The organism is Xenorhabdus bharatensis (genome assembly GCF_037996705.1).
GTDB lineage: Bacteria > Pseudomonadota > Gammaproteobacteria > Enterobacterales > Enterobacteriaceae > Xenorhabdus > Xenorhabdus bharatensis.
This window is the reverse complement of sequence record NZ_JBBMXG010000011.1, coordinates 87,213-112,731: the sequence shown is the minus strand read 5'-3', so window position 1 is coordinate 112,731 and position 25,519 is coordinate 87,213. Positions and strand designations below refer to the sequence as shown.

18 protein-coding genes and 3 tRNA genes are annotated in these 25,519 nt (G+C 41.6%); 9 read left to right on the top strand and 12 right to left on the bottom strand.

Annotated elements, in window-relative coordinates; translation table 11 throughout:
• Window positions 1-26 precede the first annotated feature (26 nt).
• The 3 genes from mscM to rsgA form a co-directional block, all read right to left on the bottom strand.
• Window positions 27-3,371: a miniconductance mechanosensitive channel MscM gene (mscM, locus tag AAC855_RS12270; RefSeq protein WP_340609926.1), complete on the bottom strand. Its 3,345-nt coding sequence runs from the start codon at window positions 3,369-3,371 to the stop codon at window positions 27-29.
• A gap of 24 nt (window positions 3,372-3,395) precedes the next feature.
• Window positions 3,396-4,337, bottom strand: a complete 942-nt coding sequence (gene asd / locus AAC855_RS12265) for an archaetidylserine decarboxylase (RefSeq protein ID WP_340609925.1) — start codon at window positions 4,335-4,337, stop codon at window positions 3,396-3,398.
• Window positions 4,338-4,451: 114 nt separating this feature from the next.
• Window positions 4,452-5,522 carry a small ribosomal subunit biogenesis GTPase RsgA gene (rsgA, locus tag AAC855_RS12260; RefSeq protein WP_340609923.1) on the bottom strand — a complete coding sequence of 357 codons (1,071 nt, stop codon included), beginning with the start codon at window positions 5,520-5,522 and terminating at the stop codon, window positions 4,452-4,454.
• A gap of 110 nt (window positions 5,523-5,632) precedes the next feature.
• Here rsgA and orn point away from each other — a divergent pair, with 110 nt between their 5' ends.
• A complete protein-coding gene (gene orn / locus AAC855_RS12255) occupies window positions 5,633-6,178 on the top strand; it encodes an oligoribonuclease (protein ID WP_099109345.1) in 546 nt (181 codons plus the stop codon).
• 86 nt (window positions 6,179-6,264) lie between these two features.
• Here the strand turns inward: orn and AAC855_RS12250 are convergent, their stop codons facing one another.
• Complete coding sequence (locus AAC855_RS12250) at window positions 6,265-6,540, bottom strand: type II toxin-antitoxin system YafQ family toxin (protein WP_340609922.1); 276 nt, start codon at window positions 6,538-6,540, stop codon at window positions 6,265-6,267.
• 6 nt (window positions 6,541-6,546) lie between these two features.
• Entirely contained in the window at window positions 6,547-6,807 is a 261-nt protein-coding gene (locus AAC855_RS12245) for a type II toxin-antitoxin system RelB/DinJ family antitoxin (protein WP_340609921.1), read from the bottom strand.
• A 248-nt stretch (window positions 6,808-7,055) separates the two neighbouring features.
• On the opposite strand from AAC855_RS12245, the gene AAC855_RS12240 reads away from it, so the two are divergent.
• Window positions 7,056-7,131, top strand: a tRNA-Gly gene (locus tag AAC855_RS12240).
• Between the two features lie 94 nt (window positions 7,132-7,225).
• Here AAC855_RS12240 and AAC855_RS12235 read toward each other — a convergent pair.
• Window positions 7,226-8,443 (bottom strand): MFS transporter, encoded by a 1,218-nt coding sequence (locus tag AAC855_RS12235; RefSeq protein ID WP_340610015.1) that lies wholly within the window; start codon window positions 8,441-8,443, stop codon window positions 7,226-7,228.
• Window positions 8,444-8,828: 385 nt separating this feature from the next.
• On the opposite strand from AAC855_RS12235, the gene AAC855_RS12230 reads away from it, so the two are divergent.
• A tRNA-Gly gene (locus AAC855_RS12230) sits at window positions 8,829-8,904 on the top strand.
• Window positions 8,905-9,335: 431 nt separating this feature from the next.
• On the top strand, window positions 9,336-9,917 hold the full coding sequence (locus AAC855_RS12225) for a hypothetical protein (protein ID WP_340609920.1): 582 nt from the start codon (window positions 9,336-9,338) through the stop codon (window positions 9,915-9,917).
• Between the two features lie 133 nt (window positions 9,918-10,050).
• Here AAC855_RS12225 and AAC855_RS12220 read toward each other — a convergent pair whose 3' ends face one another.
• Complete coding sequence (locus AAC855_RS12220; RefSeq protein WP_340609919.1) at window positions 10,051-13,443, bottom strand: indolepyruvate ferredoxin oxidoreductase family protein; 3,393 nt, start codon at window positions 13,441-13,443, stop codon at window positions 10,051-10,053.
• Between the two features lie 373 nt (window positions 13,444-13,816).
• On the opposite strand from AAC855_RS12220, the gene AAC855_RS12215 reads away from it, so the two are divergent.
• Window positions 13,817-13,892 (top strand) — tRNA-Gly (locus tag AAC855_RS12215).
• A 38-nt stretch (window positions 13,893-13,930) separates the two neighbouring features.
• Here AAC855_RS12215 and AAC855_RS12210 read toward each other — a convergent pair.
• From AAC855_RS12210 to AAC855_RS12195, 4 genes are all read right to left on the bottom strand, one after another.
• Window positions 13,931-14,842, bottom strand: a complete 912-nt coding sequence (locus AAC855_RS12210) for an AEC family transporter (RefSeq protein WP_340609918.1) — start codon at window positions 14,840-14,842, stop codon at window positions 13,931-13,933.
• A gap of 2 nt (window positions 14,843-14,844) precedes the next feature.
• Complete coding sequence (locus tag AAC855_RS12205; protein ID WP_340609917.1) at window positions 14,845-15,753, bottom strand: DMT family transporter; 909 nt, start codon at window positions 15,751-15,753, stop codon at window positions 14,845-14,847.
• 321 nt (window positions 15,754-16,074) lie between these two features.
• A complete protein-coding gene (locus AAC855_RS12200; protein WP_340609915.1) occupies window positions 16,075-17,343 on the bottom strand; it encodes a tetratricopeptide repeat protein in 1,269 nt (422 codons plus the stop codon).
• A gap of 154 nt (window positions 17,344-17,497) precedes the next feature.
• A complete protein-coding gene (locus tag AAC855_RS12195; protein WP_340609914.1) occupies window positions 17,498-18,397 on the bottom strand; it encodes a LysR family transcriptional regulator in 900 nt (299 codons plus the stop codon).
• Window positions 18,398-18,498: 101 nt separating this feature from the next.
• Between AAC855_RS12195 and AAC855_RS12190 the strand changes: the two genes are divergently transcribed.
• A complete protein-coding gene (locus AAC855_RS12190; protein WP_340609913.1) occupies window positions 18,499-19,983 on the top strand; it encodes an MFS transporter in 1,485 nt (494 codons plus the stop codon).
• Between the two features lie 337 nt (window positions 19,984-20,320).
• Window positions 20,321-21,754 carry a 4-hydroxyphenylacetate 3-hydroxylase family protein gene (locus tag AAC855_RS12185; protein ID WP_340609911.1) on the top strand — a complete coding sequence of 478 codons (1,434 nt, stop codon included), beginning with the start codon at window positions 20,321-20,323 and terminating at the stop codon, window positions 21,752-21,754.
• 527 nt (window positions 21,755-22,281) lie between these two features.
• Here AAC855_RS12185 and queG read toward each other — a convergent pair.
• Window positions 22,282-23,439 (bottom strand): tRNA epoxyqueuosine(34) reductase QueG, encoded by a 1,158-nt coding sequence (gene queG / locus AAC855_RS12180; protein WP_340609910.1) that lies wholly within the window; start codon window positions 23,437-23,439, stop codon window positions 22,282-22,284.
• A gap of 254 nt (window positions 23,440-23,693) precedes the next feature.
• Between queG and tsaE the strand changes: the two genes are divergently transcribed.
• Window positions 23,694-24,158 (top strand): tRNA (adenosine(37)-N6)-threonylcarbamoyltransferase complex ATPase subunit type 1 TsaE, encoded by a 465-nt coding sequence (tsaE, locus tag AAC855_RS12175; RefSeq protein ID WP_340609909.1) that lies wholly within the window; start codon window positions 23,694-23,696, stop codon window positions 24,156-24,158.
• Window positions 24,159-24,172: 14 nt separating this feature from the next.
• Window positions 24,173-25,510, top strand: a complete 1,338-nt coding sequence (gene amiB, locus AAC855_RS12170) for an N-acetylmuramoyl-L-alanine amidase AmiB (RefSeq protein ID WP_340609908.1) — start codon at window positions 24,173-24,175, stop codon at window positions 25,508-25,510.
• Window positions 25,511-25,519: the final 9 nt, after the last annotated feature.

Genomic DNA, 25,519 nt, shown 5'->3' with positions numbered 1-25,519 from the left:
TTTGTTCTCTTTTTCCCTAAATTAAATTATAGATCTCCCGGTTTACGTGGAAGATTGCGACCTGATGTGTTGGTTGTAGCACTGCGGATCTCCTGTCCGAAAATATCAACACGAGCCTGAAATGGCGGGAATGGCAGGGTGATATTGTGGTTATGGAATTCCTGCAAAATATACTGATGTACTTCATGACGAGCAGGCATACGATGCCCCATTTCTGCGGCATAAGCTCGCAGTTCATAAATCTGAATCCCTTGTTGCAGGTCAACCAGATAGGCTTCAGGCATCGGATTATCGATAATTAACGGGCATCGTTTTGCAGCAGTCAGTAATATTTCTGTTGCTTTCGCAGATTCTGTTTCCACGGGAACAGGGATCGTCAGGACAATACGGGTGATGGTATCAGACAATGACCAGTTTATAAATTGTTCAGTAATAAATGCTCTATTGGGAACGATGATCTCTTTTCTGTCCCAGTCAGTCAGAGTCGTTGCCCGCGTATTAATTTTGGTGATGCTACCGGTCAGCCCACGGATAGTGACGGTATCACCAATACGGATTGGTTTTTCGAACAGGATCATCAGCCCGGAAATAATGTTGGCAAAAATTTCCTGTAACCCAAAACCAAGACCAACCCCCATTGCTGCAACTAACCATTGCAGTTTTGACCACTCAATACCTACTAATGAGAAACCGACGATACTGCCGATTAGCGTAATACCGTATTTGGTTAAGGTAGTGATGGCATAGCCTGTACCGGGTGTCAGTTCAAGATGTTGTAACAGTGCCAGTTCCAGTAATGCAGGGAGATTACGGACAAGCTGAGTCGTAATAATAATGACTAGAATGGCTATCAGGATAGAACCCAGCGTGATTGACTGGATAGTATCAATACCGTTGATGCTTGTGGTGACATCCCATAACCGGATATTTTCAAGGAAAGAGAACGCAGAATGTAGTTCTGACCATAACAGGATAAGTGAAACCAGTGCCAGCATCGTCAGGATGGAGCGTACCAGACCTAAAGACTGGGCACTGATTGCATCCAGATCGATAACCGGCTCTTCAACTTCAATCACCCCTTCAACACTGCTGTTAATGTTGCTGGAATCTTCTTCACTTTTAGCGCGCTGGGCGAGGATATCGGCCCGGCGTTGTTTTGCCCTTTCGAACGCAATTTTACGGCGCTGGATTAACATCCATCGACGGGTTATGTGATAAATGACCAGCAGGGAGAACCAGATGGCAACGGAGGTTTCCAACCGTGCTAACAGGGCCTGCGAAGTTTGCAGATAACCTAGTACAGAAGCCAGCGCGGCCAGAATCGGCGCAGAAAGTAATATCCACCATAAAACAGAGTTGATGACGTTTTCACCTGACCCATGTTTATCCATGTACAGTGGAATACCTGCCCGTTTCAGACTGGTTGTGACCAGACTCAGCGAGACGCAGAGCATGAGAAAACATAATCTGCCGAGGGTTGCACCAAACTCACGATCACTGTAATTGTTAAAGGTGATTAGCGCCATCATCAATGGCACAATCAGGAAAATTGATACCCGATAAAAGCGCATTGCCCGTTTGACGCGTTCTTCCGGCCAGCGGAAATGAGCAATAAACAGACCATTCGGATGGGCAAATGCGGCACTGAGCATGAAAATCCATAAGATTGGCGTTGTTTCGCTGACACCGTTACCGATAGCGGTTGCCATTGGATACTGCCAAGCATTTTTCAGACCGTAGCCAATCGCTGACCAGAGCATTGGCAGGGGCAAAGCCGCCACAACAGACCAGAACACGGTTCTTATGGTCAGAGAGAAGTGATCTTGTGTCACCTTGCCGATACGGTTGCTGGAACGTTCAAGGAAAGCGTGATATTGGCGGTGTGAACTGATGCTGAATATCACCAGTAACAACGTACCCAGCAGATAAAGCAAGGTATCCTGCGTTGTCAGCATCACGTGGATTGCAATGCCTAGTTGGGAAATTGTATCCAGAGAAAGTAATCGGGTTAAATCCCGTACAACCAATAGAGGGTAATGCAGTGAAATGGGATCGACATCCGCTACCCAGAATAGGTAGCGGTGTGTGGCATCCTTAACTTCTTTCAATGCCTCATTTAACTGGCTGGTAGAGACTTTGAGTTTTGTTAATTCCAATATTTCGCTGTCATAACCGGAAAGCAGGGAGTTAAGTAACTCTTTTCTGGTACGGATAAGGGAATCATAAACCTGTTTTTGGGTTGGCGTCAGGCTGTTATTTGTAATAGGAGTCTGTTCGCTTTCCCGCTGAGAGTGTTCCAACATTTCTTCATATTTCAGCCTTTCAACCCGTAATTCAACGATATTTCGGTCGAGCTGCTGAGATTTAGGGACATCAGGGATGCGGGTTAACTGTGCCCTTAACGCGGCGCCTAATGTTGTTGAATCACCCAGCCATTGCGCCTGTTCGCGGATAGTATTAAGGGTCTGGCGTACCCGCAGAATATCATCGGCCGCTTTGCGTTGTTGAGAGCCAATAGCATCCATGCGTAGGGTCTGCTGATTGAGCATTTGTGAGAGATGGCGGTTTTGCTGAAGTTCATCCAGCAGAAACTGAGGTAGTTTTCCACCATTCTGTTCTGCCAGCATTTCAGTATGCTCAAGAGCTGATTCTGCTTTTTGCTGCCGCTGGGCGTTTAACTGGCTACGAAGTTGCTGGAGCTGGATATCCAGATTTTGATAGCGTTTTTTAAATAATTCTGCTCGTAAGCGGGCAATCTCCTGCCGATTATTAGCAGAAAGTTGTGCCATCTCCAGTTCACTGGTCACCGTTTTGCGGGCATTCACTTCTGCCTGAGCAAGCGTTAACTGGGCGTCACCCAGTCCCGCAGAAGGTGGATTTAATGACTGAAGCCGGGAAGTGGCCTCAGCTAACAGGCGTCTGGCTTCTGTTTGCTGTTGAGGCATGAGACTGACGGACTCACTAATCTCCCGGATTTTCTCTTGTTCTTGTTGTAACTGCCGTTCCTGCTCCAGTAATTGACTGTTGAGCTGGATAATCTGTTGTTCCAGACTGCTGATGGTCTGATTAGCCGGAATAGCAGGCGGTGGTTCACTGGCTGCCAGTATTTTCTGGCGTAATTCTTTGATTAATTTTGGGAAATCATCAATTGACTGTTGGTATTTTGCAATCCGTTCCTTGGCGGATTTTGTATCACTAATCCAAGTGATAGCCCCTTGCAGTGCTTGCGCAATTTCAGCGTCCTGCGGATTTTTACTGCTTTCAATCTGTTTCAGCTCCTGTTTAAGCTGGTTTTCATCCAGCTGTGTTGTAGAGGCAAAAGCCAGATTCGCAATAAGCAGGCTAAGAAATAAACTGATAATCAGGCGCACAATAAGGGGCTCCTTGGTAATAAATTAACTGGCGCTATTTTGATTCATGGAAACATCGTCAGTTGTTTGCTCAATATGCTCTTGATCATGCTCTTCATCGCTTGAGATAGCCTGTGCCAGCAGGCCACCCATCAGGGTTTGTGAACCACTGTATAAGTTATTAGCAAACTGAATCTGATTAGGGGCAAACAAGTTGATTACGGTTGAACCCAATTTGAAACGGCCCATTTCTTCTCCCTTCTTGAGAGAAACAGCCCCTTCTTCGCCTTCTGCCGGATAGACCCAACGCTTGATAATACCTTCGCGTGGCGGAGTGACACAGCCACTCCAGACAGTCTCTATACTACCCACAATTGTGGCACCAACCAGGATTTGTGCCATTGGGCCAAAAGCAGTATCAAACATACAGATAACGCGTTCATTACGTGCAAATAAATTCGGTACATTGGCGGCAGTCAACGGGTTGACTGAAAACAGATCGCCGGGAACATAAATCATCTCTTTCAATACGCCGTCACATGGCATATGAACACGGTGATAGTCTTTCGGTGATAAGTAAATCGTCACAAACTGGCCATTACGGAATTGTTCAGCAAGTTGGTGCTGCCCGGCCAATAGTGCTTCTACAGTATAGTAGTGACCTTTAGCCTGAATAATCTGCTCTTCCCGGATGGCCCCCAATTGGCTGATGGCTCCATCTGCGGGCAGTGCCAACAGGTGTGTTTCATTGACGACGGGGCGAATGCCCTCTTTTAGTGGCCGGACAAAGAATTCGTTAAAGGTTGAATAAGCCTGAAAAGATGAGTTCTGGGCTTCATTCATATCAACTTTATAAACTTTAGCAAAAGCCTTAATGACAAGTTGTGTCAACCAGCCTGCTTTTTTATTGGCGAACCAGCCTGCTAAGTGAGTAATACATTGCTTTGGCAGTAAATATTGTAGTCTGATTTTAATATTATCCAGCACGTCAACCTCTTGAAGTGTTTTATAGGCCAATGTTTATAGGAAAATTGGGCAAAAGTCCGCTATTCTACCTGCCCTTACCTTGAATGTCAGGGCAACGTATTGCTAATTATTGCCTTACTTTTGACCTTCAGTGAAATTTTTGCGTGGTTTAACCTGTGCCATGCTTTCCAGGATCCGGTGGTAGTTTTCAAAGCGCTCTTCTGCAATAGCGCCTTGCTCCAGTGCATCGCGTAAAGCGCAGCCGGGATCATCAAGATGTTTGCAATCGCGGAATTTACAGCTTCCAAGGTAATCACGAAATTCAATAAACCCTTGTACCACCTGTTCTGGTGTCAGATGCCATAAGCCGAATTCCCGGACGCCGGGAGAATCAATGACATCTCCTCCCTGTGGAAAATGGTAGAGACGCGCTGTCGTCGTCGTGTGCTGACCCAGACCGGAGTTATCTGAAACCTCATTAACCAAAATGGTTTCTTCATTGTCCGGAAGCAGGGTGTTCAGCAGGCTGGATTTCCCGACCCCTGATTGACCCGCGAATATACTGATTTTATCAGCCAGTAATTGGATCAGTTCAGGAATGCCTTCTCCGGTATGGCTGGAAACTTCCAGTACCCGATACCCGATGTGACGGTAAATATCCATGACACCGTTAACCCATGCACGGCTTTCATCGTCCAGAAGATCGATTTTATTCAGCACTATCAAGGGTTCAATATTGAGTGTTTCACAGGCGACCAGATAACGATCGACAATATTCAGTGAGAGTTCAGGCAAGATAGCGGAAACAATCACAATTTGGTTGATATTAGCGGCAATGGGTTTAATACCATCATAATAATCAGGGCGGGTAAGCACGGAAGTACGCTCATGAACCGCTTCTACGATCCCATTGACCCTTACATCTGACTGAAGCTGTAAGGCAGGACGCCATACGACACGATCACCGGTAACCAGTGAACGAATTGTCCTGCGGATATTACAGCGTTGTATGGAGGCATCTGCGGCCTCAATATCTGCATGTTGCCCGAATCGGCTGATAACCAGCCCTTCTTGTGGCTCACCAAACTGGCTGTCGTCCAGCTCTGGTTTTTGGGCGTCATTCCTGCTGAGCGGCTGTTTTAGCCTGCGCTGGTGATTGGCCTGCACACGGCGTTGCTGCCCTTTGGAGAGTTTACTTTTAGCCACCGAACCTCACTTATTTCATCTATCTTGCTGGTTATCGCTGCGGGTGATCAAAAACGCTATGATACACCTCTGATACAGATTACCTGTTTTAAAGGAACCTAGGATATATCATGTCAAAAAGTGAGAACAATCTTATCTGGATAGATTTAGAGATGACGGGTCTGGATCCCGAGCGCGATCGCATAATTGAAATTGCAACTATCGTGACAGATTCAGAGCTGAATATTCTTGCAGAAGGACCGGTTATTGCGGTACACCAGCCAGCTGAGCAACTGGCCCTGATGGATGAATGGAACGTCAGGACTCACACTGGCAGTGGTTTAGTGGAGCGTGTAAAACAGAGTTCGTTTAGTGAGGCTGAAGCTGAAAAAGCGACGATAGCGTTTCTGGAGCAGTGGGTTCCGGCAGGAAAATCCCCTATTTGCGGTAATAGCATTGGTCAGGATCGCCGTTTCCTGTTCCGTTATATGCCCGAGCTGGAAAAATATTTTCACTATCGCTATCTGGATGTCAGCACACTTAAGGAGTTGGCTCGTCGCTGGAAGCCAGAAATGCTGGCGGGTTTAAGCAAGAAAAATACTCATCAGGCATTGGATGATATCCGGGAGTCAATTGCGGAGCTGGTTTACTACCGCGAGCATTTTATTCAGAAGTAAATGGCGGTATTTTGCTGATGTTAGTTGATTAAGTGGGGCGGAAACCCACTTAATCAACGTTTATCGTTACTTGCGTTGCTAGCAATTTAAAATAGGTCTGAGTGTGTTCCTGTGCGTTCAAATCGGAGAAGGTCACTGGTTATTTTGTAGATGAGGATCCAATCCGGTTCTATGTGAGCGTCCCTATAGCCTTTATAGTTACCATGTAGCGGATGATCTTTGTAAACAGTAGGCAATGGCAACTCATTGTTAATCAAGAGTTTCATTAGCTCTTTCAGTTTTTCTATGTCTTTATGTCTTTTCTGAGCTAACTTCACATCTTTTTGAAACTGAGTGGAATATTCAATAGCCCTTTGTTTCATGAGTGATTAGATACCCAGTTTATCAAAGATATCATCAGCATCTTTTGCTTGGTGAACATCAATGCCTTTTTGGCTATTGGCAATGGTTTTAGCTGTTAGCTCATTAGGAATACGCATATCAAATGGTAAAGCTTTTTCTGTGGCGACTTTAGTGAGTGTTATGCGAACTAGATCGGAAACGGTTAACCCCATGCTTGCTAGTACAGCTGCTGCTTCATTTTTCAATTTTTCATCTATGCGAGCGCGAACAAATGCATTTGCGGCCATATTTAAACCTCCTTTGATTAATAAGTGTACTGTAGCTCATTTGAGCTACACGATCAAATATGGATATGTATCAATCAAAGTAAGATATCTCTATCTGAATCACTAAACAGATTTCTCGTTTGATAACTGACCAGTTAAAAAGAAAGTCCAATTTTTTTCGTCTTGGTACTTGCCATAAGGTGAATTATTTGTATAATGCGCTCCCCGTACCGATGAAGAATTTCAAAAGTACAGCACACCAAAATTAAGCGGGAATAGCTCAGTTGGTAGAGCACAACCTTGCCAAGGTTGGGGTCGCGAGTTCGAGTCTCGTTTCCCGCTCCAAATCTTTTTTATCAGACTCAGCCCTGAATTTTTTATCACTCCCCAAATTCTGACAATACTCCTGATACAAACTGCTTTTAAGTAAATTTTTTGTTCAGTGCAATGTCATTGCCGTTCTGACACTACGTGGCATAAGCGAAAGTAAAGCAAAAACAGCCAGAATTAAGCCAATCCAAAGTGGTGATATTAATCCATACCCGGCGGCAATGCTTAACCCTCCAGCCCATGAGATAAAGGCAGAACCACTATTAATGAAAGCGACATGGACGCTGTTAACCAAAGGGCCTGCATTTGCCACGCGCATAACCCGTGTAATCAGAGCCGGGCTCATAGAGACACCAACAATGCCAATGATTAAAAAAGCGATCACACTGATATAGCGGTTTTCCGGGAAAAGCGCGAATATCAGCAGTGATATTGTCAGTATGCTGATCCCGATTGTCAGGACTGCAAAGGTGTGACGATCAGCAAAACGACCTGTGAGCGAAGTACCGATGACGTTTGCAACGCCGTAAAAGCCAAGAACAGCAGGAATGATAGTGGGTAATAACCCTGTAATTTCAGTCAGGATAACAGAGATATAGCTGAAAGCAGCGTAAGAAGCACCAATAATCAGAGCGCTTGACGCATAAGCTGCCCAGAGTTTCCCATTTTTGAATGAGGCAAGTTGCTCGCTGATACAGATATTGGCTGTATTGTGTGAAAATGGCACCCTTGTCCATAAAATCAAAGTACAAATAATGGTGAAGATAACGATTAACCAAAAACTGAAGCGCCAGCCGAGATACTGATCGATCATGATCGCTGCGGGAACGCCCAGAACATTTGCCAGCATCATGCCTGTGAATACAATCGATGACGCTTTTCCTCTTATTTCTGTTTTAACCACTTCACCACAGATTGCCAAAGAAATGCCGATGCAGGCCGATCCTGCAAAACCGGTCATAACGCGGGCGATAGCCATAACATAATAACTCCCGGCAATTGCGGCTATGACCCCTCCAATACTATAGAGCGTTAATATCCAAAGCAGCGCTTGCTTGTTGGGGATCCGAAGTACGCCAAATATCGTTGTCAATATCGGCCCGCCGATGAACATTCCTACTCCGTAGAGTGAAAGCAGGTAGCCGATATCAGTGACTGTAACGTCAAACGCATCCATTAACGATGGCATCATGCCCACAACCATAAACGCGGAAGTATTCAGGATGAATATCGTCAATCCGAGTAAATATATGGAGAGAGGTATATCCCGATGTTTTTTATCTGATACTTCTGGTGAGGCTTCTGTATTTATTTTCTCTGACGCCATGTTATTCACGGTGGATTTCCTCAATGTAGCTGTATTTTGATTGTCGATAAAAAGCAGTGTGGAACATAAAAATATCATTCAATTTAATAATTGAATATTAGATTAATTCGATGTCAAATTTTAGTCAAGAGGCTACACAATTCATGTTTTTTTGTTTTTTATTAAAGAGAGAATGTGCAGATGTTGAGCGATAATTAAGGCGGTAGTGGTGTTTATTGGGTCTGCTAGCATGTATTTTGAGCACTTGATGTTTTATGGCGTGTAAAATACTTGCCATCTTTATTAAATAAGTTCATAATGGCGCCCATCTTGATGCCGTTAAAGATAAAACATCAACCTAATCAATGAGTTGAGTGTTTTATATGTTCAATAACGCATTAACTATGCGGGAATAGCTCAGTTGGTAGAGCACAACCTTGCCAAGGTTGGGGTCGCGAGTTCGAGTCTCGTTTCCCGCTCCAAATTCAGGACGGTAGATTATTAATAATCTGCAAGTCATAGAAAAAAGCGCTGAAAGGCGCTTTTTTTTGTTTTTTTATTATGCAAATCCATTCTTGTGAATTGTGGTGTATCTGTTTTACTTAACAACATCCTGATTACCGACCGATCTCTGCTCTTGTGATTTTCCCCTGTTTATTCCTGAAATACTGATAAACAGCTTTTGATTGATTTATTTGGTAACGGATGGTCAAATAGCATAATCGAAATAAATATTTTTCAAATATATGCTGCCCCTCTCGATACTATTAGATACATCACAACCAATTACATCTAAAAGTATCATTCATAGAGTTAAACTTTCTAATTTAAAGCAAAGTGATGACCTATCTAATTTATATCGATTTTTAGAAAATAGATTTGATTGGTATCAGGAGATAAATGAGGAATGATTATGAATGAGATTAATAAAAGTGACAGTTATGAATTCGACAATTATATTTTCAGATTAAATACTAATGCCACTGAAGATAAGTTAATCATAGAAGAACATAAAAATAATAAAACTATTTTCTCAGGTTCGTTTAATGAAATAGATGATGTTTTATTGTTGGGTAAAAAAATTTACATTAATTTAATTGATAAAAACAAACCCATTATCATTAATTTTTCTGCTTTTTCTAATAAACTGGAAGTGTTTAAAGCTTACCAAAAGCTAGAGCGTAGTTTTCATGAAATAAAATTAAGAAATAAATTTAATGACTCATATGGAAAATACAAGAAAGAGGCTGAGGAAGTTTATAAAAAATATATTAAAGTGTGTGGTAGGTTTAAGAAAAGCATGCGAGAAGCGGGGAGTATATATGTCAAACTGAAAAAGGAAAATGAGGAATTAACTCATCAACTGAATACGCTGTTAGACCAGAAAAAAGATGAAAATATGAGTCATAAATCAGCTAAAAAAAGTATAAAAACATCAACGGGTAAAAGTTTTAACGGCGTACATTATAACGATAGTTTGTTAGAAGGAGGTTAGGGCAAGATTGTGACAACGATATTAATAAAATCATTAATAAATTCGGGACTTGATACACTCCATTCACTAAAAAATAATAAAATGGATGGATATCACCGTAGCCAGTGATATCCATCTGTTTTTAATAGGTATTTCAACACGTCATTTCAGCAAGCTCTTTTAGCAATAATTCCCTGCGTTCCTGCATATTTTTTATCGTTTTTTGCTTCACATGCCCAAAACCACGGATTTGGTCGGGTAAAACAGCGAGTTTCTGGCAGATCTCCATGTTATTGCGATTTAATTTTTCTACGAGTAGATCAATGAGTTGTTCATATTCGGATAGTAAATCCCTTTCTTGTTTCCGTTCTTCCTGATAGCCAAAAATATCAAAAATAGTACCGCGCAATGGCTTACAGGCAGCGAGAAAGCGAAAAACAGGAATTATCCAGGAGCCATACTCCCGTTTTCCTCTTTCACCCGTTCTGGGATCTTTACGATTGAAAAATGGTGCACTGAGGTGAAAGCGGATCTTATCCGTCTTATCAAACTGTGAACGGAGCTTATCTAAGAACCCGGTTTTGACGTAAAGGCGGGCAACTTCATACTCGTCTTTATAGGCCATCAGCTTGAATAAGTTTTCTGCGATAGATTTCGCCAGCCCTTCGGCATCAATTTGCTGCGTAACCTGTTGGATTTGAGCGATACGGCTGAGATACCGCAGTGCATATTTTTCATTCTGGTACTCAACCAGAAGCTGGTATCGGTGCAAAATGAGGTCATCCAGTGTTCTGATGGTCTGCTTCGGTTCAACATGCAGTGAATTATTCAGGATATCTGGTTGCACGGCCGCAATTCTACCGATATGTAAAGCGCGCCGTGCATTCTCTATAACATGATTTGTTATGCCACTTTTCTGTATGGCCTGCTCGATAGAGCTTAGGCTGATTGGGATTTTACCAAGCTGCCAAGCGTAACCGATTAAAACGATATTAGTTTGATTTCTGTCCCCAACCAAATCGGCTGCAATCTGCTCGGCATCAATGGATTGTAATGTCCGGCAATACTGGCGGAGAGTATCCTGTATTCTGGCCTGATCTAAACTTATTGCCGGATTTCTCAGCATGGCGCCGATTTGCGTCTCATGGGTATTCAGTACACAACTGGTTTTTGATTTTGACATCACTTCCAGTGAATTTTGCCCTGTGACAGTGACTAAATCAGCCGCAATAGCAAGATCAGCCTGCCCCCGATCGATTCTGACCTGATGCAATTGTTCGGTATTCTGACTCAATCGGATATGGGTCATTGCTTCGCCCCCTTTTTGAGCGAAGCCTGTAAAATCAAGCAGATTAACAGCGTATTTTTCAATTTCGGCAGCAAGACCAAGCATATGACCAGCAGTAATGATACCGTTTCCTCCGACACCGGCTAATAAAATTTCAAAGGGAGCCTCTGCCATTTTTATTGTTGGTTCAGGTAGTTTAATCAGCAGGTTATCAATCTCTTCCTGCGACATTATTGTGCTGGCATCCTGAACGGGATTGGCGTTTTCGATAGTAATAAAACTGGGGCAGAAGCCTTTCAGGCAGGATAGATCGGAATTACAGACATGGTGATCTATCGCACGTTTAGTGCCCAGCGGTGTTTCAACCGGAATAACCGCAAGACAATTGGATTGAATTTGGCAATCACCACAGCCTTCACAAACGGCCTCATTGATCACAGCCCGCCTTTTTGCTTGTGGGATTAACCCTCTTTTTCTTTTACGGCGTAATTCTGTTGCACAGACCTGCTCATAGATGATGATTGTCACGCCTTTGATATCCCGCAGACGTTTCTGCACATCTTCGAGATAATCCGGCTGATAAATTTTGACATCGGCAGGAAGGCTATTCTGGCCTTTATATTTATCCGGGTTATCGGTGACGACGACAACGTCTTTAGCCCCTTCAGCCAGCATTAAAGAGACAATTTGTTGGATCGTTATATTGCCATCCAGAGCCTGCCCTCCTGTCATTGCGACCGCATCATTAAATAACAGCTTATAGGTGATGTTGCTGCCAGCAGCGATGGATTGACGAATGGCTAAATGCCCCGAATGGAAATAAGTTCCGTCTCCCAGATTTTGAAACACATGAGAGCGATTGATAAAGGCGGAATGGCCTATCCAGTCAACACCTTCTGACCCCATTGCGGTCAGGCCGTAACCCGTATTACGGTCCATCCATGCTGCCATTACATGACATCCGATGCCGATTTGTGCCTGACTGCCTTCAGGCAGACGGGTTGAAGTACTGTGGGGGCAGCCAGCGCAGAAATAAGGTGTACGTTTGGGCAGCGTGATATCGTGTAATGTCGTCTGGGTTATCCATTCCAAAGGAACAGAAAGAGGTAAGTCGAATTTTTTTAACCAATCCGCCAGAAGAGGGGCAAGCCCGGAAGGACGTAACTCCATATCTGTAGAGACTAATTTGTTGCCGAGATGATCGTGTTTCCCAATCAGGTTAATTTGTCTTGGCAAATTAATGAGATCCCGCGCGAGAAGCAGTTCAACGACAGCACTTTTTTCTTCAATGACAAAAATATCAGCAACCTGTGATGCCATCTCACTGAGAAGGGGTGATAAAGGATAAACCAGTCGGACATGGAGAAGAGCAACACCATTTTTTGCCAGTTCAGCAGGTGTCAGCCCTCCGATACGCAGTGCTTCCAGAACATCATGATGAGCTTTACCAACGGTAACTAATAAAGCGCGCGGATGCTGGCATGGTGCGATGAGTTGGTCTATCGGGTTGAGTCTGGCGAAGTCCTGAACAGCTTTCAGCTTATAGACCAGCCGTTGTTCTATCAAAGGGCTGGGAAGGTCAGGCCAGCGCCAATGTAACCCAGTCGGCCCGGGATCTATTTCCGGTATCTTATACTCAGGAAGCGTTTTTTCTTCCCGGGTAGCACAGCTTTCTACGACTTCACTGATTGCTTTGAAACCAATCCATGTCCCGCTGATACGAGAGGCGGCCCAGCCCCATAATCCCACATCGTGGTAATCAGACACGGAAGCGGGATGTAAGACCGGCATGCCCCATGATATCAGTGAGAGGTCAGATTGATGTGACATAGAAGAAGAGACGCATCCATGGTCATCGCCCAAAATAACCAGCACCCCGCCATTGGGTGAAGTACCATAGGCATTGCCGTGCTTGAGTGCATCTCCGGAGCGATCAACACCCGGCCCTTTGCCATACCACATACAAAAAACACCGGTGACATTGCGGTCGGGGTCGGATTCAACTTTTTGAGTACCATAAATCGCAGTTGCTGCAAGATCTTCATTGATTGCAGGGTGAAAACGTATATTAGCCTGAGCCAGTTTTTTCCCGCTTTGCCATAATGCCTGATCCAAGCGGGCTAATGGCGAACCCCGATACCCTGAAACAAATCCTGCGGTATTGAGATTATGGCTTTTATCCAGCTCTGCCTGAGCGAGAAGAAGATCGATAAGGGCGTCATTGCCAGTAACAAATTTAGGTGGAGAGTATAGAGTCATATAATTCGGCCTTTACTTAAGAGCATTACCGTTTGAGATACGACTAAAAATGGATCTAATCTATTTCCAGCAAATTATTCCGACAAGTACAAATCTTATTAGAGGCCAATTGTATATATTATGTTAATTTTCGGATAACATAATGTACCATATTGCAATGGCAGCATTCTATAAACATATGCAAAGTATGCGGTATATACAGATTTGAATGTCTTTTGAGCGGTTAGTATTGATGTCTGGGTAAATGGCTTGCCATCTTTATCTGAGGCGTTCATAATAGCGCGCGTTCCTGAGATGCGGGAAGTTGATAGTTACGAGTGTTTACCGTAATTTCAAACTCAAGTTAAAGCATTTCTGGTTCACCATCCATAATGCGGGAATAGCTCAGTTGGTAGAGCACAACCTTGCCAAGGTTGGGGTCGCGAGTTCGAGTCTCGTTTCCCGCTCCAAATCAAATTTCCATTCTATAAACTAGCCAATCGATCAATTAGTCGAATCTCAAGCTTAATACAATAGGTAATGTAATTACTGCAAGCATTGTTTGCAACGTGATAATCGCTGACATCAACTGACTGTCTCCATTTAACTGACGGGTTAAAATATAAGCTGTCGGTGCTGTAGGTATGGCGAAAAAGAGAACCAGTAAGTTGATTTCCAACATATTCAGTTCAAATAAGAAGCCAACAACACCGGCGACCAAAGGCATACATAATAATCTGCACAAGCTATTAATCATGATCGGTTTTTTCTCTGTTCTCAGCGTTGATGGCTGCAACGATGCACCGATACAAATTAACCCCAGAGGAAGGCTCGCTCCTGCCAGAATTTTTAAAAATTGCCCTGAACCGTAAGGTAAGCCAATATGAGTGAGATTGAGGGATATCCCAATGAAACAGGCTAATATCAGCGGGTTTTTAGTAATTATCATGACAAACTGCTTAATTGATAACGTCTTTATATCTGGTGTTAATGCAAAAACAGAAATTGCATTGCAAAGAGGAACCAAGATCGCGAGTATCAGCGATGCTATAGCGATCCCATGAGAGCCGAAAATATCTACCGTAATGGCTAATCCGAGATAAGTATTGAAACGCAATAACCCCTGTACATAAACACCAAAACGTTGAGCCGGCCACTTGAGTAAAAACTTAATGACGATTAATGTTATTAAACCTGTGCTAATGATAGCGAGAATGGCCCAAAATAGCTGTGGTAGCTGAGGATTATCCAGAGACGCGGTTGCCAGACTATTGATCAATAAAGCAGGAAACAGCAGAAAATAATTAAGTTTCTCTGCTCCTTGCCAAAATAAAGGATTAAATGAGGTATTACGCCTTAGAATAAAGCCTAATAGTATCAATGCAAATAATGGCCATAGGATGGTAATAATCTGATTCATATTTATTTTGTTATCTTTTTATTGGTCATAACAATTCCCGCAATAATGAAAACCCCACCAATACATATAGATACAGTAAATTTTTCCTGTAAAAAGAGAACGCCGCCCAATATCGCTGTCAGCGGATTTAATGCAATAAAAACACCTGCTCTTGTCGCGCCAATCTTACCAATGCCATCATAATATAAAACATACGCAATAGCTGACCCGATAACACCTAAATACGTTAGACTTATCAGATCGCTCATGGACAAAGAAACCAGTGCAGTGGAGTGTATATCACCCGTTATTAACGCGGTTATTGTTAACATTATCGCACCCGCAATAACTGAATAGGCGACAGTATATAATGCACCAATTTCATTGATTGTTTTCCTGCCGAAAACACTGTAAATCACCCAACTGATGACACATCCTAAAATAGAGATATCACCGATCATATTACCTTTGTTGCTCAATAATGATGATAAGTTGTTTCCGATAATTACAATTCCCGCACCAAACAAACAGAGTGAAATCCCGATGGTTTTTATGGTGGACATTTTCTCCTTAAACAAAAAATAAGAAACTACTGCTATCACTGCGGGGTTTATCGCTACAATCAGGGAAGCTCTGGAAGCATCAATATATTTCAGGCCATAAAAAAAGCAAAGGTTATAGACATAAATACCAAAAAAACCCAGCATGATAATATTTACCATTTGTGACTTATTAATTTTGATAAATCCTTTTTTAGAAAAAGTGATAATTATCATTAGCACAAATGCTGCGAAAATAAATCTAACTGAAGCTGATAATAACGAACTGGTATCAGACGAAATAAACCTTCCTGCTATGAACGTTCCACCCCATATAATGGAAACAAGAGTTAATTTAAGGTAGCTTGAGTAATCATCTGGTTTTGTTGTCATATTTATTATCGCCTTGTGATATTTTCTTATTTTATTTTTCCGTAATGAAATTATAATGGTAAATGATACTATTTTATGATTTCCTATTAATTACATTATATTATTGACGTTAGTCAACTCAGCATAGCAATATCATCATAAAAAACAAAGAGGGAAAACTATCTCTGGCGAGGATTATTAGACGTTAATGTAATTTAATGCTAAGTAATCTATTTTTTACGTTCTAGATTATTTTGACGGATTAGCTAAATTAGTTTAGCCATATAATTAACTATATGGCTAATCTTGAGGTGGTAAATTCCGAATGTATATGGCTTTGTTTTATATTTCAGTGGGTATTAAAATATTTTTAATTTTATTCTTGTTTTCCTTTATTCCTAACTTTAATTTAGCATCATTAAATATTTCATCGATAATACTTCGTTGAATCCGACTCCCTCCCATGAATTGATAGTTCATAGGCTCTTGCAAAATTAAGACTACATTCTGATAATTTTCCTGACTATAATTTCTTATCGACTCAAGGATGTTTATTTTTGTATTATAATAGCCTATCGGATTACTCTTTTCTGTTTTTTCAATTAAGAAATCTATCATATCGAATCGTTTATTAATGCCAAAGACTAACGCTGCATGGAAATCATTGAAGAAATAAAATCCAAGTTCTTCTTTATTATTCCATGACTCGAAAAGTAAATTTGCATGTTTTTGTATATATTGGTCGTTCCTTCCATGTGTGAATTTCATCTTAAATAATAAAGAGGTGGCGTCTAAATCTTCAAGCCCATATCTGTCATTTTTATGACGAATTTGATGATATATATCTAACGCTTGATCAATTTCGTCCATTTCCATAAGAAACATCGCATAGTGCCAGAATAGATGGATTCTCATACCATAGTTGTTATGCCAAATGTCCTTCATTTCATCCATCCATTCTTTTCCTTCGTGAAATAATTTCTTATCATAAAAATAGTGGCAGATGGCATGAATAGCATAAATATCGAAACTATTTATTTTCAATGAACTGGCTGCGCTGTCATAAGACTCATCATGATAACCATTTTCATTCAGGATGAACGCCTTAATTCCTTTGAAATAACTATAAAATTCATCGTTAATCTCCCAGTGCTTGTTAACAAGACTGAGTGTTTCAAGCATGGTTCCGGTCATACCATTGTTGAATTCAATCATATGACATGTATAAAAACTGAATATATCTTTAGGGTTTTTTAGTAAGCACTGATAAAAACAATTTCTGGCCTGATAATAACTTTTATTAATTAAAGAAATTATCCCTGAGTTGATTAAATCAGCGCGTTCATCAGATTCTTTTTTACTTATTTTTTCTAATATCTCAATGAATGATTTAGCCTGTTTATATTTACTCTTCTCCATTGAGAGAAGTAAGTCAACTATATGTATCTGTAATATTGAAAGAGAAATATCACTTGAGTGAAACCAATTTATATTGGTGAGTTTTTCGTTTCTTTTCATTCCCAGTATGCAATGATAACATTCATGTATGAGTGATAAATCATCAATTGTATTAACAACTTGTGATACATTTGACTTATCATTAATAATCATAGGTAACAACCTCATGTAGAGTTGATTGATATGTTATTTTTATATAAGTTTATATTTAATTGTTCTATGATAAATATATAATAAAAAGGAATGAAAATTAATCTGTTCTTTTAAAAGAAAGAGTCTATTAGTATTGGATGTATATCGAATGTTGTTATATATTTTCAACCTGCTGCCAGCATTCGGTCATCCAATCACTTAATACTAATATCCGTTTGAGGACATAGCTATTTTGTACTCTTAAAAGATGAACGGGTAGTGAAGGGAGAGTCCAGTCAGGCAATAATTGGATTAATATTCCATCTTTGATGGCTCTATTGAATAACCACGTTGGTCCAGCATGGATACCGGCTCCATCACATACAGTCTGGTAAATTGCGCCTACATGATTAAGGTAAAAACTACTGAATAACTCGACTCGTTCGATTAACCCATTACGGGATAATTGAAGACTGGATGGATGAGTATTTTGATGTAGTGAGTAAATAATCGATTTGTGTTTCGTTAAATCCTGTGGATGCATTGGTGTTCCATACTTTGCCAGATATTTAGGGCTGGCGCATAATACTCCAGAAATATTTCCCAATTTTTTAGCGATGAGTGTTGAATCAGGTAACTCGCCAATTCGGATCGCGAGATCAATCCCTTCTTGCCGGAGATCCAGACAACTATCTGAAAGTACTATGTCAAATATAATGTCTGGATTTTTATGTTGAAATAGGGTTAACCATTGAGTGATGTAGTGTTCTCCAAAACTCACCGGAGCCGTAATCTTGATTATTCCTGACAGTGAATTACCGCTGATATCACTCAATGTATTATCTATTTCATTGAGTAAAGGTAACATCCGGACATAAGCTAATTCTCCTGCTTCTGTCAGACTTAATTTTCTGGTTGAACGATTAATCAATTGAACTTTTAGCTGTTGTTCAAGAGTTGCTAAACGTCGGCTAGCAACAGAGGGATCTAATCGTAAGTCTTTTGCTGCTTTTATTAGGCTTCCTTTTTCGACAATTCGAAAAAATAGATGCCAGAGTGCCAGATCATGATTCATGCTATTTCCGCAATTTTAATTTGAATATATAGCAATATTATTATGATGGTACATAAGTAAAATAAAGCTATTAAAAACTTTTCTTGGAGCAGGATTTGCAAATGGCGAAGAAGTCATGGCGTTGCTATTGGGTATTGGCTGCTGTTTGTATTGCAGGGTTAATTTTACCTCTTGAATATACGGGGCCGGCTGTCGCTTTACCAGCGATCCAATCTGAATTGGGGGGAAGTGCAATTGCACTATCTTGGATTATTAATGCGTTTGCATTAAGTTTTGGTAGTGCCGTAATGGCAGCAGGAGCGTTAGCTGATCAATATGGGCGCAAGAAAATGTTTGTCATCGGTATCACTGGTTTCACACTATTTTCTCTTCTTGTTACTGCTGCCAATAGTGTTGTTTATCTTGATTTATTACGTGGAATACAGGGATTTTTCGCGGCACTGGCTATGGCGGGGGGGAATGCTGCTTTAGCACAGGAATTTGATGGAAGAGCGAGAACAAAGGCTTTTGGCTTGTTAGGCACGGCTTTTGGTGTGGGTTTAGCATTTGGGCCAGTGATATCAGGCGCTTTGATAGAAGTATTTGGTTGGAGAGCAGTATTCTTATTGGGTGCTCTGTTTGGTGTAGTTGCACTGGTAATTGGTGGTATCCAAATGCGTGAGACACGGGATCCTGATGCAGCCAAACTCGATATTAAAGGTGTATTTAGTTTCACGGCATTTTTAGTGCTATTAACATTTGGTATTATGCAAATTCCGCAAAGTGGTATTGGAAGCACTACTGTTATTGCACTCTTTGGCTCTTCTATCATGATGCTATGCATTTTCATTATCTGTGAATTAGCACATGCTCGTCCAATGCTGGATTTGTCTCTTTTTCGTTTTAAAAAGTTTGTTGGAGTACAGCTTTTGCCACTGGCAACTGCGATTTGTTTTATTGTGTTGCTGATTCTGTTTCCAATTCGGTTAATTGGTATTGAGGGTTACAGTGCAATTGAAGCTGGCGAAATGATGCTTGCATTGTCAGTACCAATGCTTGTTGTTCCTTTTCTCGCAGCTTTGTTAACGCGTTGGTTTTCATCATCAATACTTTCATGTCTGGGTTTGTTATGTGCCGCAGCAGGATTAGCATGGTTAGCTGACATACCTGTTGGTACACAACCGACAGAGTTAATATTGCCATTGATGTTGATAGGTGTGGGTACAGGTTTTCCGTGGGGATTGATGGATGATCTTGCTATCAGGGTAGTACCTATAGAACGGGCAGGAATGGCAACCGGTATTTTCACAACTATGCGAGCTTGTGGTGAAGCCATATGCGTTGCGGGAGCATTAGCAATACTGAATTTTTTACTACAAATAAATTTACAGCAAGTTTCACAACAGACTACCAATGTGATTTCTACGGCGGCCAGTAATTTGACGACGGGTAATTTTGACAATGCCAGAAGTCTGTTTATTCATTTATCTCCTCAGGAACTCCTGATTATTTACAATGATGCTTTCAATATATTGATATATATATTAATGGGAATAACAATATTGGCTTCTATTATTTGTTTTATAACATTAAAAAACGAAAGGTAGTTATTTTATTTGGTTTATATTATTATTTTTTCCATAAAAATCATTCCATATATTACTGATCACGCCAGTGTTGTAATTTGATATGGCTTTTCTGGTTAATCCGAATGAATATATCCTATTTCATTGAAAGTATATTTTTGCCGGAAATGGTAATCACGATCTTTATTATTGTAGTTTATGGTTTTCTGTTCTCTGGCGTATTTTAATGAGAGCTATTGTAATTATACTATTTCCAGTTTTGGACAGTTTCCTTTGTATATTAGATATCTCGTGCTGACTGAAAAGATTTCTCTGCTTGACCTTTAAAATTATCATTATCGATAGGAGCATGGAAAGTATGATAAGAACCGGAAAGCAATATATAGAAAATTTGCGTGATGGACGCACCATTTTTATTAATGGAGAAAAAGTTACAGATCATGTGGATCACCCGGCGTTCAGGAATGCGATTAGATCTGTAGCAAACCTGTATGATTATAAAATCCAACATGCAGATAAAATGACTTTCAGGACAGAAACAGGCGAGCAGATGAGCCTGTACTGGCAGTTACCTTCCACTCCCGAGAAGTTGATTGCACGTGGTCAGGCTGCATATGAGTGGGCTAAGCAGACCGTTGGCTGGCTTGGCAGAAGCCCGGATAATGCGGCCGCAGTGCTTACCGGAATGGTCACGCATATTGAGTTGTTCGAATCTTATTCTCAGGAACGTGCTGATGCTTTACGGAATTATTTTGCCTATGTGAGTGAAAATGATCTTTATCTGGCCTATGCGCTGATTAACCCACAGGGCGATCGCTCAAAAACACCGGGGGCGCATGAAAAGAATATTTACCATGCCCTTGGCGTGGTGGAAAAAAATGCTAAAGGTATTGTTGTTCGCGGGGCCAAAATGGTTGCTACCGGTGCAGCATTAGCAGATGAAATATTAGTGGGTTCACATAAGCCACTGAAAAAAGGCGTTGATGAACGTTATGCGCTCTCTTTTGCTATGCCGATCAATACAAAGGGTATAAAAATTATATCCAGACGCTCTTACGAGCAGGGGGCTAATCCTGCGGATTATCCGTTATCATCTCGCTTTGATGAGAACGATTCCACAATCTATTTTGATGATGTCTTGGTTCCCTGGGAAAGGGTATTCGTCTGCGAAGATATCGAGATGTGTTTTAAGCAGGTGGATTCAACCGCAACGGAACGTCTGATGGATATTCAGAGTATTGCCCGTTACGCGGTGAAATTACATTTTCTGGCAGGTATTGCTCAGGAAATGGCTGAAAATAATGGTGTCAGCGAATACCCACCCGTAAAAGAATCACTGGCACAGCTTGCTTCTTATGCCATGAACATTGAAGGATTATTCAAAAGTGCGATCCATTGCCCAAAAATTGATAATGGATTTTATGTACCTGACAAAACGTTGCTTTATACATATCGGGTCATCGGGCAGTCTATATATCCAAATGTACTGGAAACTATCAGAAAGTTGGCGGGCGGCGGTATTTTGATGATGCCATCAAGTCAGTCTGATTTAGAAGATGCTGAAATTTTGGGGATTATTGAGAAAACACAATACTCATCCATTGTTTCCCCTGCTGAGAAGGTTAGGTTCATGAAACTGGTCTGGGATGCTATTGGTTCTGAATTTGCCTCAAGGCATCACCAATATGAACTGTTTTACGCCGGAGCGCCTTATCAGACTCTGGGACGGCTTTACAATGAGTATGACTGGGGATTATCAAGAGAATTAGTGGAAAAGATAAAAGCCCTTTAACCCACGTTTTGTTGCCATACTTGCCCCCGCTGTGGGGCAATAGTAGCAATTATTTGCTATCTTATTCCCATCAAAAATAATTTTCTGAAAGCGCTTGCCATCCTGCTTTAACAGGTCCATAATGCCGCCTCATTTTTGGATAGGCAGAGGAAAATTTCTCCACTATTGTCTAGAATGGATGAAGAGTTTCCATTTTTACTGCTGATCTATGATGCTTTCCAGTGAAGTACAATTTCTATTTTTTATCCACAGAATTTAACATAACAACCATCTTGAGTTGCCCTGTATTGATTTTCTTGTTACACAGAGTTATCCACAGGCGATATGGTCGCGTCTAACTTTTTTAAGTTATTATCTCAAATAAGATATATCAATTAACTAATTGATAAATTTGAATAATTCAATTTTATTTAAAGTATCTTAATTGATATTTATCTTTCCTTCTTACTTTGAGCAGAAAAGCATTTTTATTTTATTCACAAGGAAACAGACGCTTTTTTTTAAGCAAAAATCAGGCTGATTGTATATTAAGCATCTCGGGGCAACCCTTTGGTAATTGCGCGTATTAACCGTTTTTGTTGTGATGTTTGAACGTTAATTGCATCAATATTTCGGCGGGATAGTTGTTGGGCAATAGCCCAGTGGATATGTTCATCTAACACCTCACTTAGCCCAATTCTTTTCTCTAAAACCAGTACGATTTCATCAAGGTATGGGGCATTACCCAATGCGACTGAAATATTACGCAGCCAACGTAAATAGCCGATACGACGTATTGCTGAACCTTCTGTTATGCGCAGGAATTTTTCTTCGCTCCAATTGAATAAATCAAGTAGTTCAGGAGTATGCAGTGCTGCCCGGGGGCTAAAATCGGCTTCATCAGTTAATTGTGAGAAACGATTCCAAGGACAGATAAGCTGACAGTCGTCACAACCATAAATCCGGTTGCCCATTAATGGGCGAAACTCTTCTGGGATCACACCGTCAAGTTCAATGGTCAGGTATGAAATGCAGCGGCGGGCATCAATGGTATAAGGCTCTACAATGGCACCTGTCGGGCACGTGGTCATACAGGCAACACAACGCCCGCATTGTTCTTCTTGAGGAGAGTCAACGGGAAGGGGGAGGTTGATCAGTAATTCACCGAGGAAGAACCAAGAGCCTGATTCTCTATTTAATATAAGTGAGTGTTTACCAACCCAGCCAATTCCGGCTTTAGCGGCAAGCGGGCGTTCCATAATAGGCGCAGAATCAACAAAAGGCCGGAAATTAAGTATTCCCTGATATTCATGAGCGCAGCAATATTCCTGAATTTGCTCACCCAGCTTTTTAAGCCGCTGGCGTAGCAGTTTATGATAATCTCTGCCCAGTGCGTAGCGACTAACATATCCCTGCTCAGGGTTATTCAGGGTGCTGGCAAAAGCGGCTTTGGCCGGGAGATAATTCATGCGCACGCTGATCACCCGTAAAGTACCGGGTAGCAATTCATGAGGACGTGCTCGCATCATGCCGTGGCGCGCCATCCAATCCATTTCGCCGTGATATTGCTTATCGAGCCACTCCTGTAGTCTCGGTTCTTCTGTGGATAAATCGGTATCACAAATACCAACTTGCTGAAAACCGAGAGAAAGACCCCATTGTTTGATGTTTACTGCCAGAAGGTTCAGATCGAGAGGGATTGCCATTGGATATTAAGTGACTGCTGTAAAGGATACTTAGCATAGGTTAACACAGCATAGATTGAGATAAAAAATAGGGTACCTGCTTTGTTTCTGAATAGAAGATAATAAATGATAATAGCTGAGTTATGTTATGGTTATTGGTTAAACTATCTAACTAATATGTCTTTCATATATCCTATGGGTTTCAGACGATAGTCTGGGAAACGATGGATATATTCCAATTGGCTTTAATTCAATAAAACAATAGATAATTCTCTATGAAAGAACTTGTTTTATCACTTCCGAATGAAAATGCCACCGTTGCATTGGGCAATGCAGTGGCAGCAGCCTGCAAACGCGGCTATGTTATTTATCTATATGGCGATCTTGGTGCCGGAAAAACGACGTTCAGCCGTGGTTTTTTACAGGCGCTGGGTCATCAGGGGCACGTGAAAAGTCCGACTTATACACTGGTTGAACCTTATGCTTTACAGCCACGCCCTGTTTATCATTTTGATTTGTATCGTCTGGCAGATCCTGAAGAACTGGAATTTATGGGGATCCGCGATTATTTTCATCAGGATGCCATTTGTCTGGTGGAATGGCCGCAACAAGGAACGGGGTTTTTACCCAATGCTGATATTGAGTTGCATCTGGCCTATAACAATGAAGGGAGACAGGCTCATTTTGTGGCGTTATCTGAATATGGTGAAAGTTTATTGGATAATCTGAAATCCTTATGAAGGAATCCCTGACCATGATGAATGCCTTCTGCGTGAAGACGATAAAAAAATGGCAATCCCATTGGCTGACGTTTCTTATGCTGTTTATTGTTCTGAGCCAATTGGTTATGACAACGGCGGTAGCATCCGCACTATCAAATGTACATGTGAGTAACAGTTCATCTGAAGCCACTGTAACGTTGGGGTTCACTGGCGGGCATCCCGAATATCGCTTTTTTCCTCTTCATAATCCTGAAAGGCTGGTTGTCGATATTCGTCAGTCAGCTGATATAACAGGATTGCCGATGCGTTTATCTGGCCAGAATCTGGTGAAGATAGCCCGAACGAGCCAGCCTCCTGATGCGAAACATAAGCGGGTTGTACTGGAACTGGCTCAGAAGGCAACAGTGACTTCCGTTGTAAAGAAGTCAGGGAATCAATATCAGATTATTTTTACTCTGAAAGCTGAGGGAGCTGCAAACAGCGCTTCAATACACGAAGTGAATGCTGCATCCAGAGAGGATTCAATCCCGCAGAAAAGTAAGCAGTTACTAACAGCTAAGGCGGCTGAGGCTACTTCGGTAAAGCAGGAAACAAAACCGGCGTCCACGCATAATGCCCCGGTTGTGAAAAAGCAGTTAACTAAAACTGCTCAGGGGAAATATCCGATTGTGATTGCTATTGATGCCGGGCATGGAGGGCAGGATCCGGGGGCCATCGGGCCGCGAGGGTTACGGGAAAAAAATGTGACTATCAGTGTGGCGCGCAGGCTGGAAGAACTTTTACGTAATGACCCGATGTTTACACCTGTTCTGACACGCAACGGAGATTATTTTATCTCGGTAGCCGGACGTTCTGAGGTTGCTCGTAAGCACAAAGCAAATATGTTGGTTTCCATTCATGCGGATGCTGCACCTAATCGTAGTGCCAGAGGGGCTTCTGTCTGGGTGCTGTCTAATCGTCGCGCAAACAGTGAGATGGGAAACTGGCTGGAGCAGCATGAGAAACAATCTGAATTATTGGGAGGCGCGGGAGACGCTCTGGCTAATGGTACAGATCCGTTTTTGAGTCAGGCAGTGCTGGATTTACAATTCGGGCATTCACAGCGTGTGGGCTATGACGTTGCTGTTAAGGTGCTACAACAATTATCTCAAGTTGGCTCTCTGCATAAACGTACGCCGGAACATGCCAGTTTAGGGGTTTTGCGCTCACCGGATATTCCTTCCATTCTGGTGGAGACAGGATTTATCAGTAACACATCAGAAGAAGAGCTGTTAGGCTCAAATCAGTATCAGGAAAAGCTGGCGCAGGCGATTCATCTTGGGTTGCGTCACTATTTTCAGGCAAATCCGTTGCAGACAGCACCAAAATAATTTTAAGCG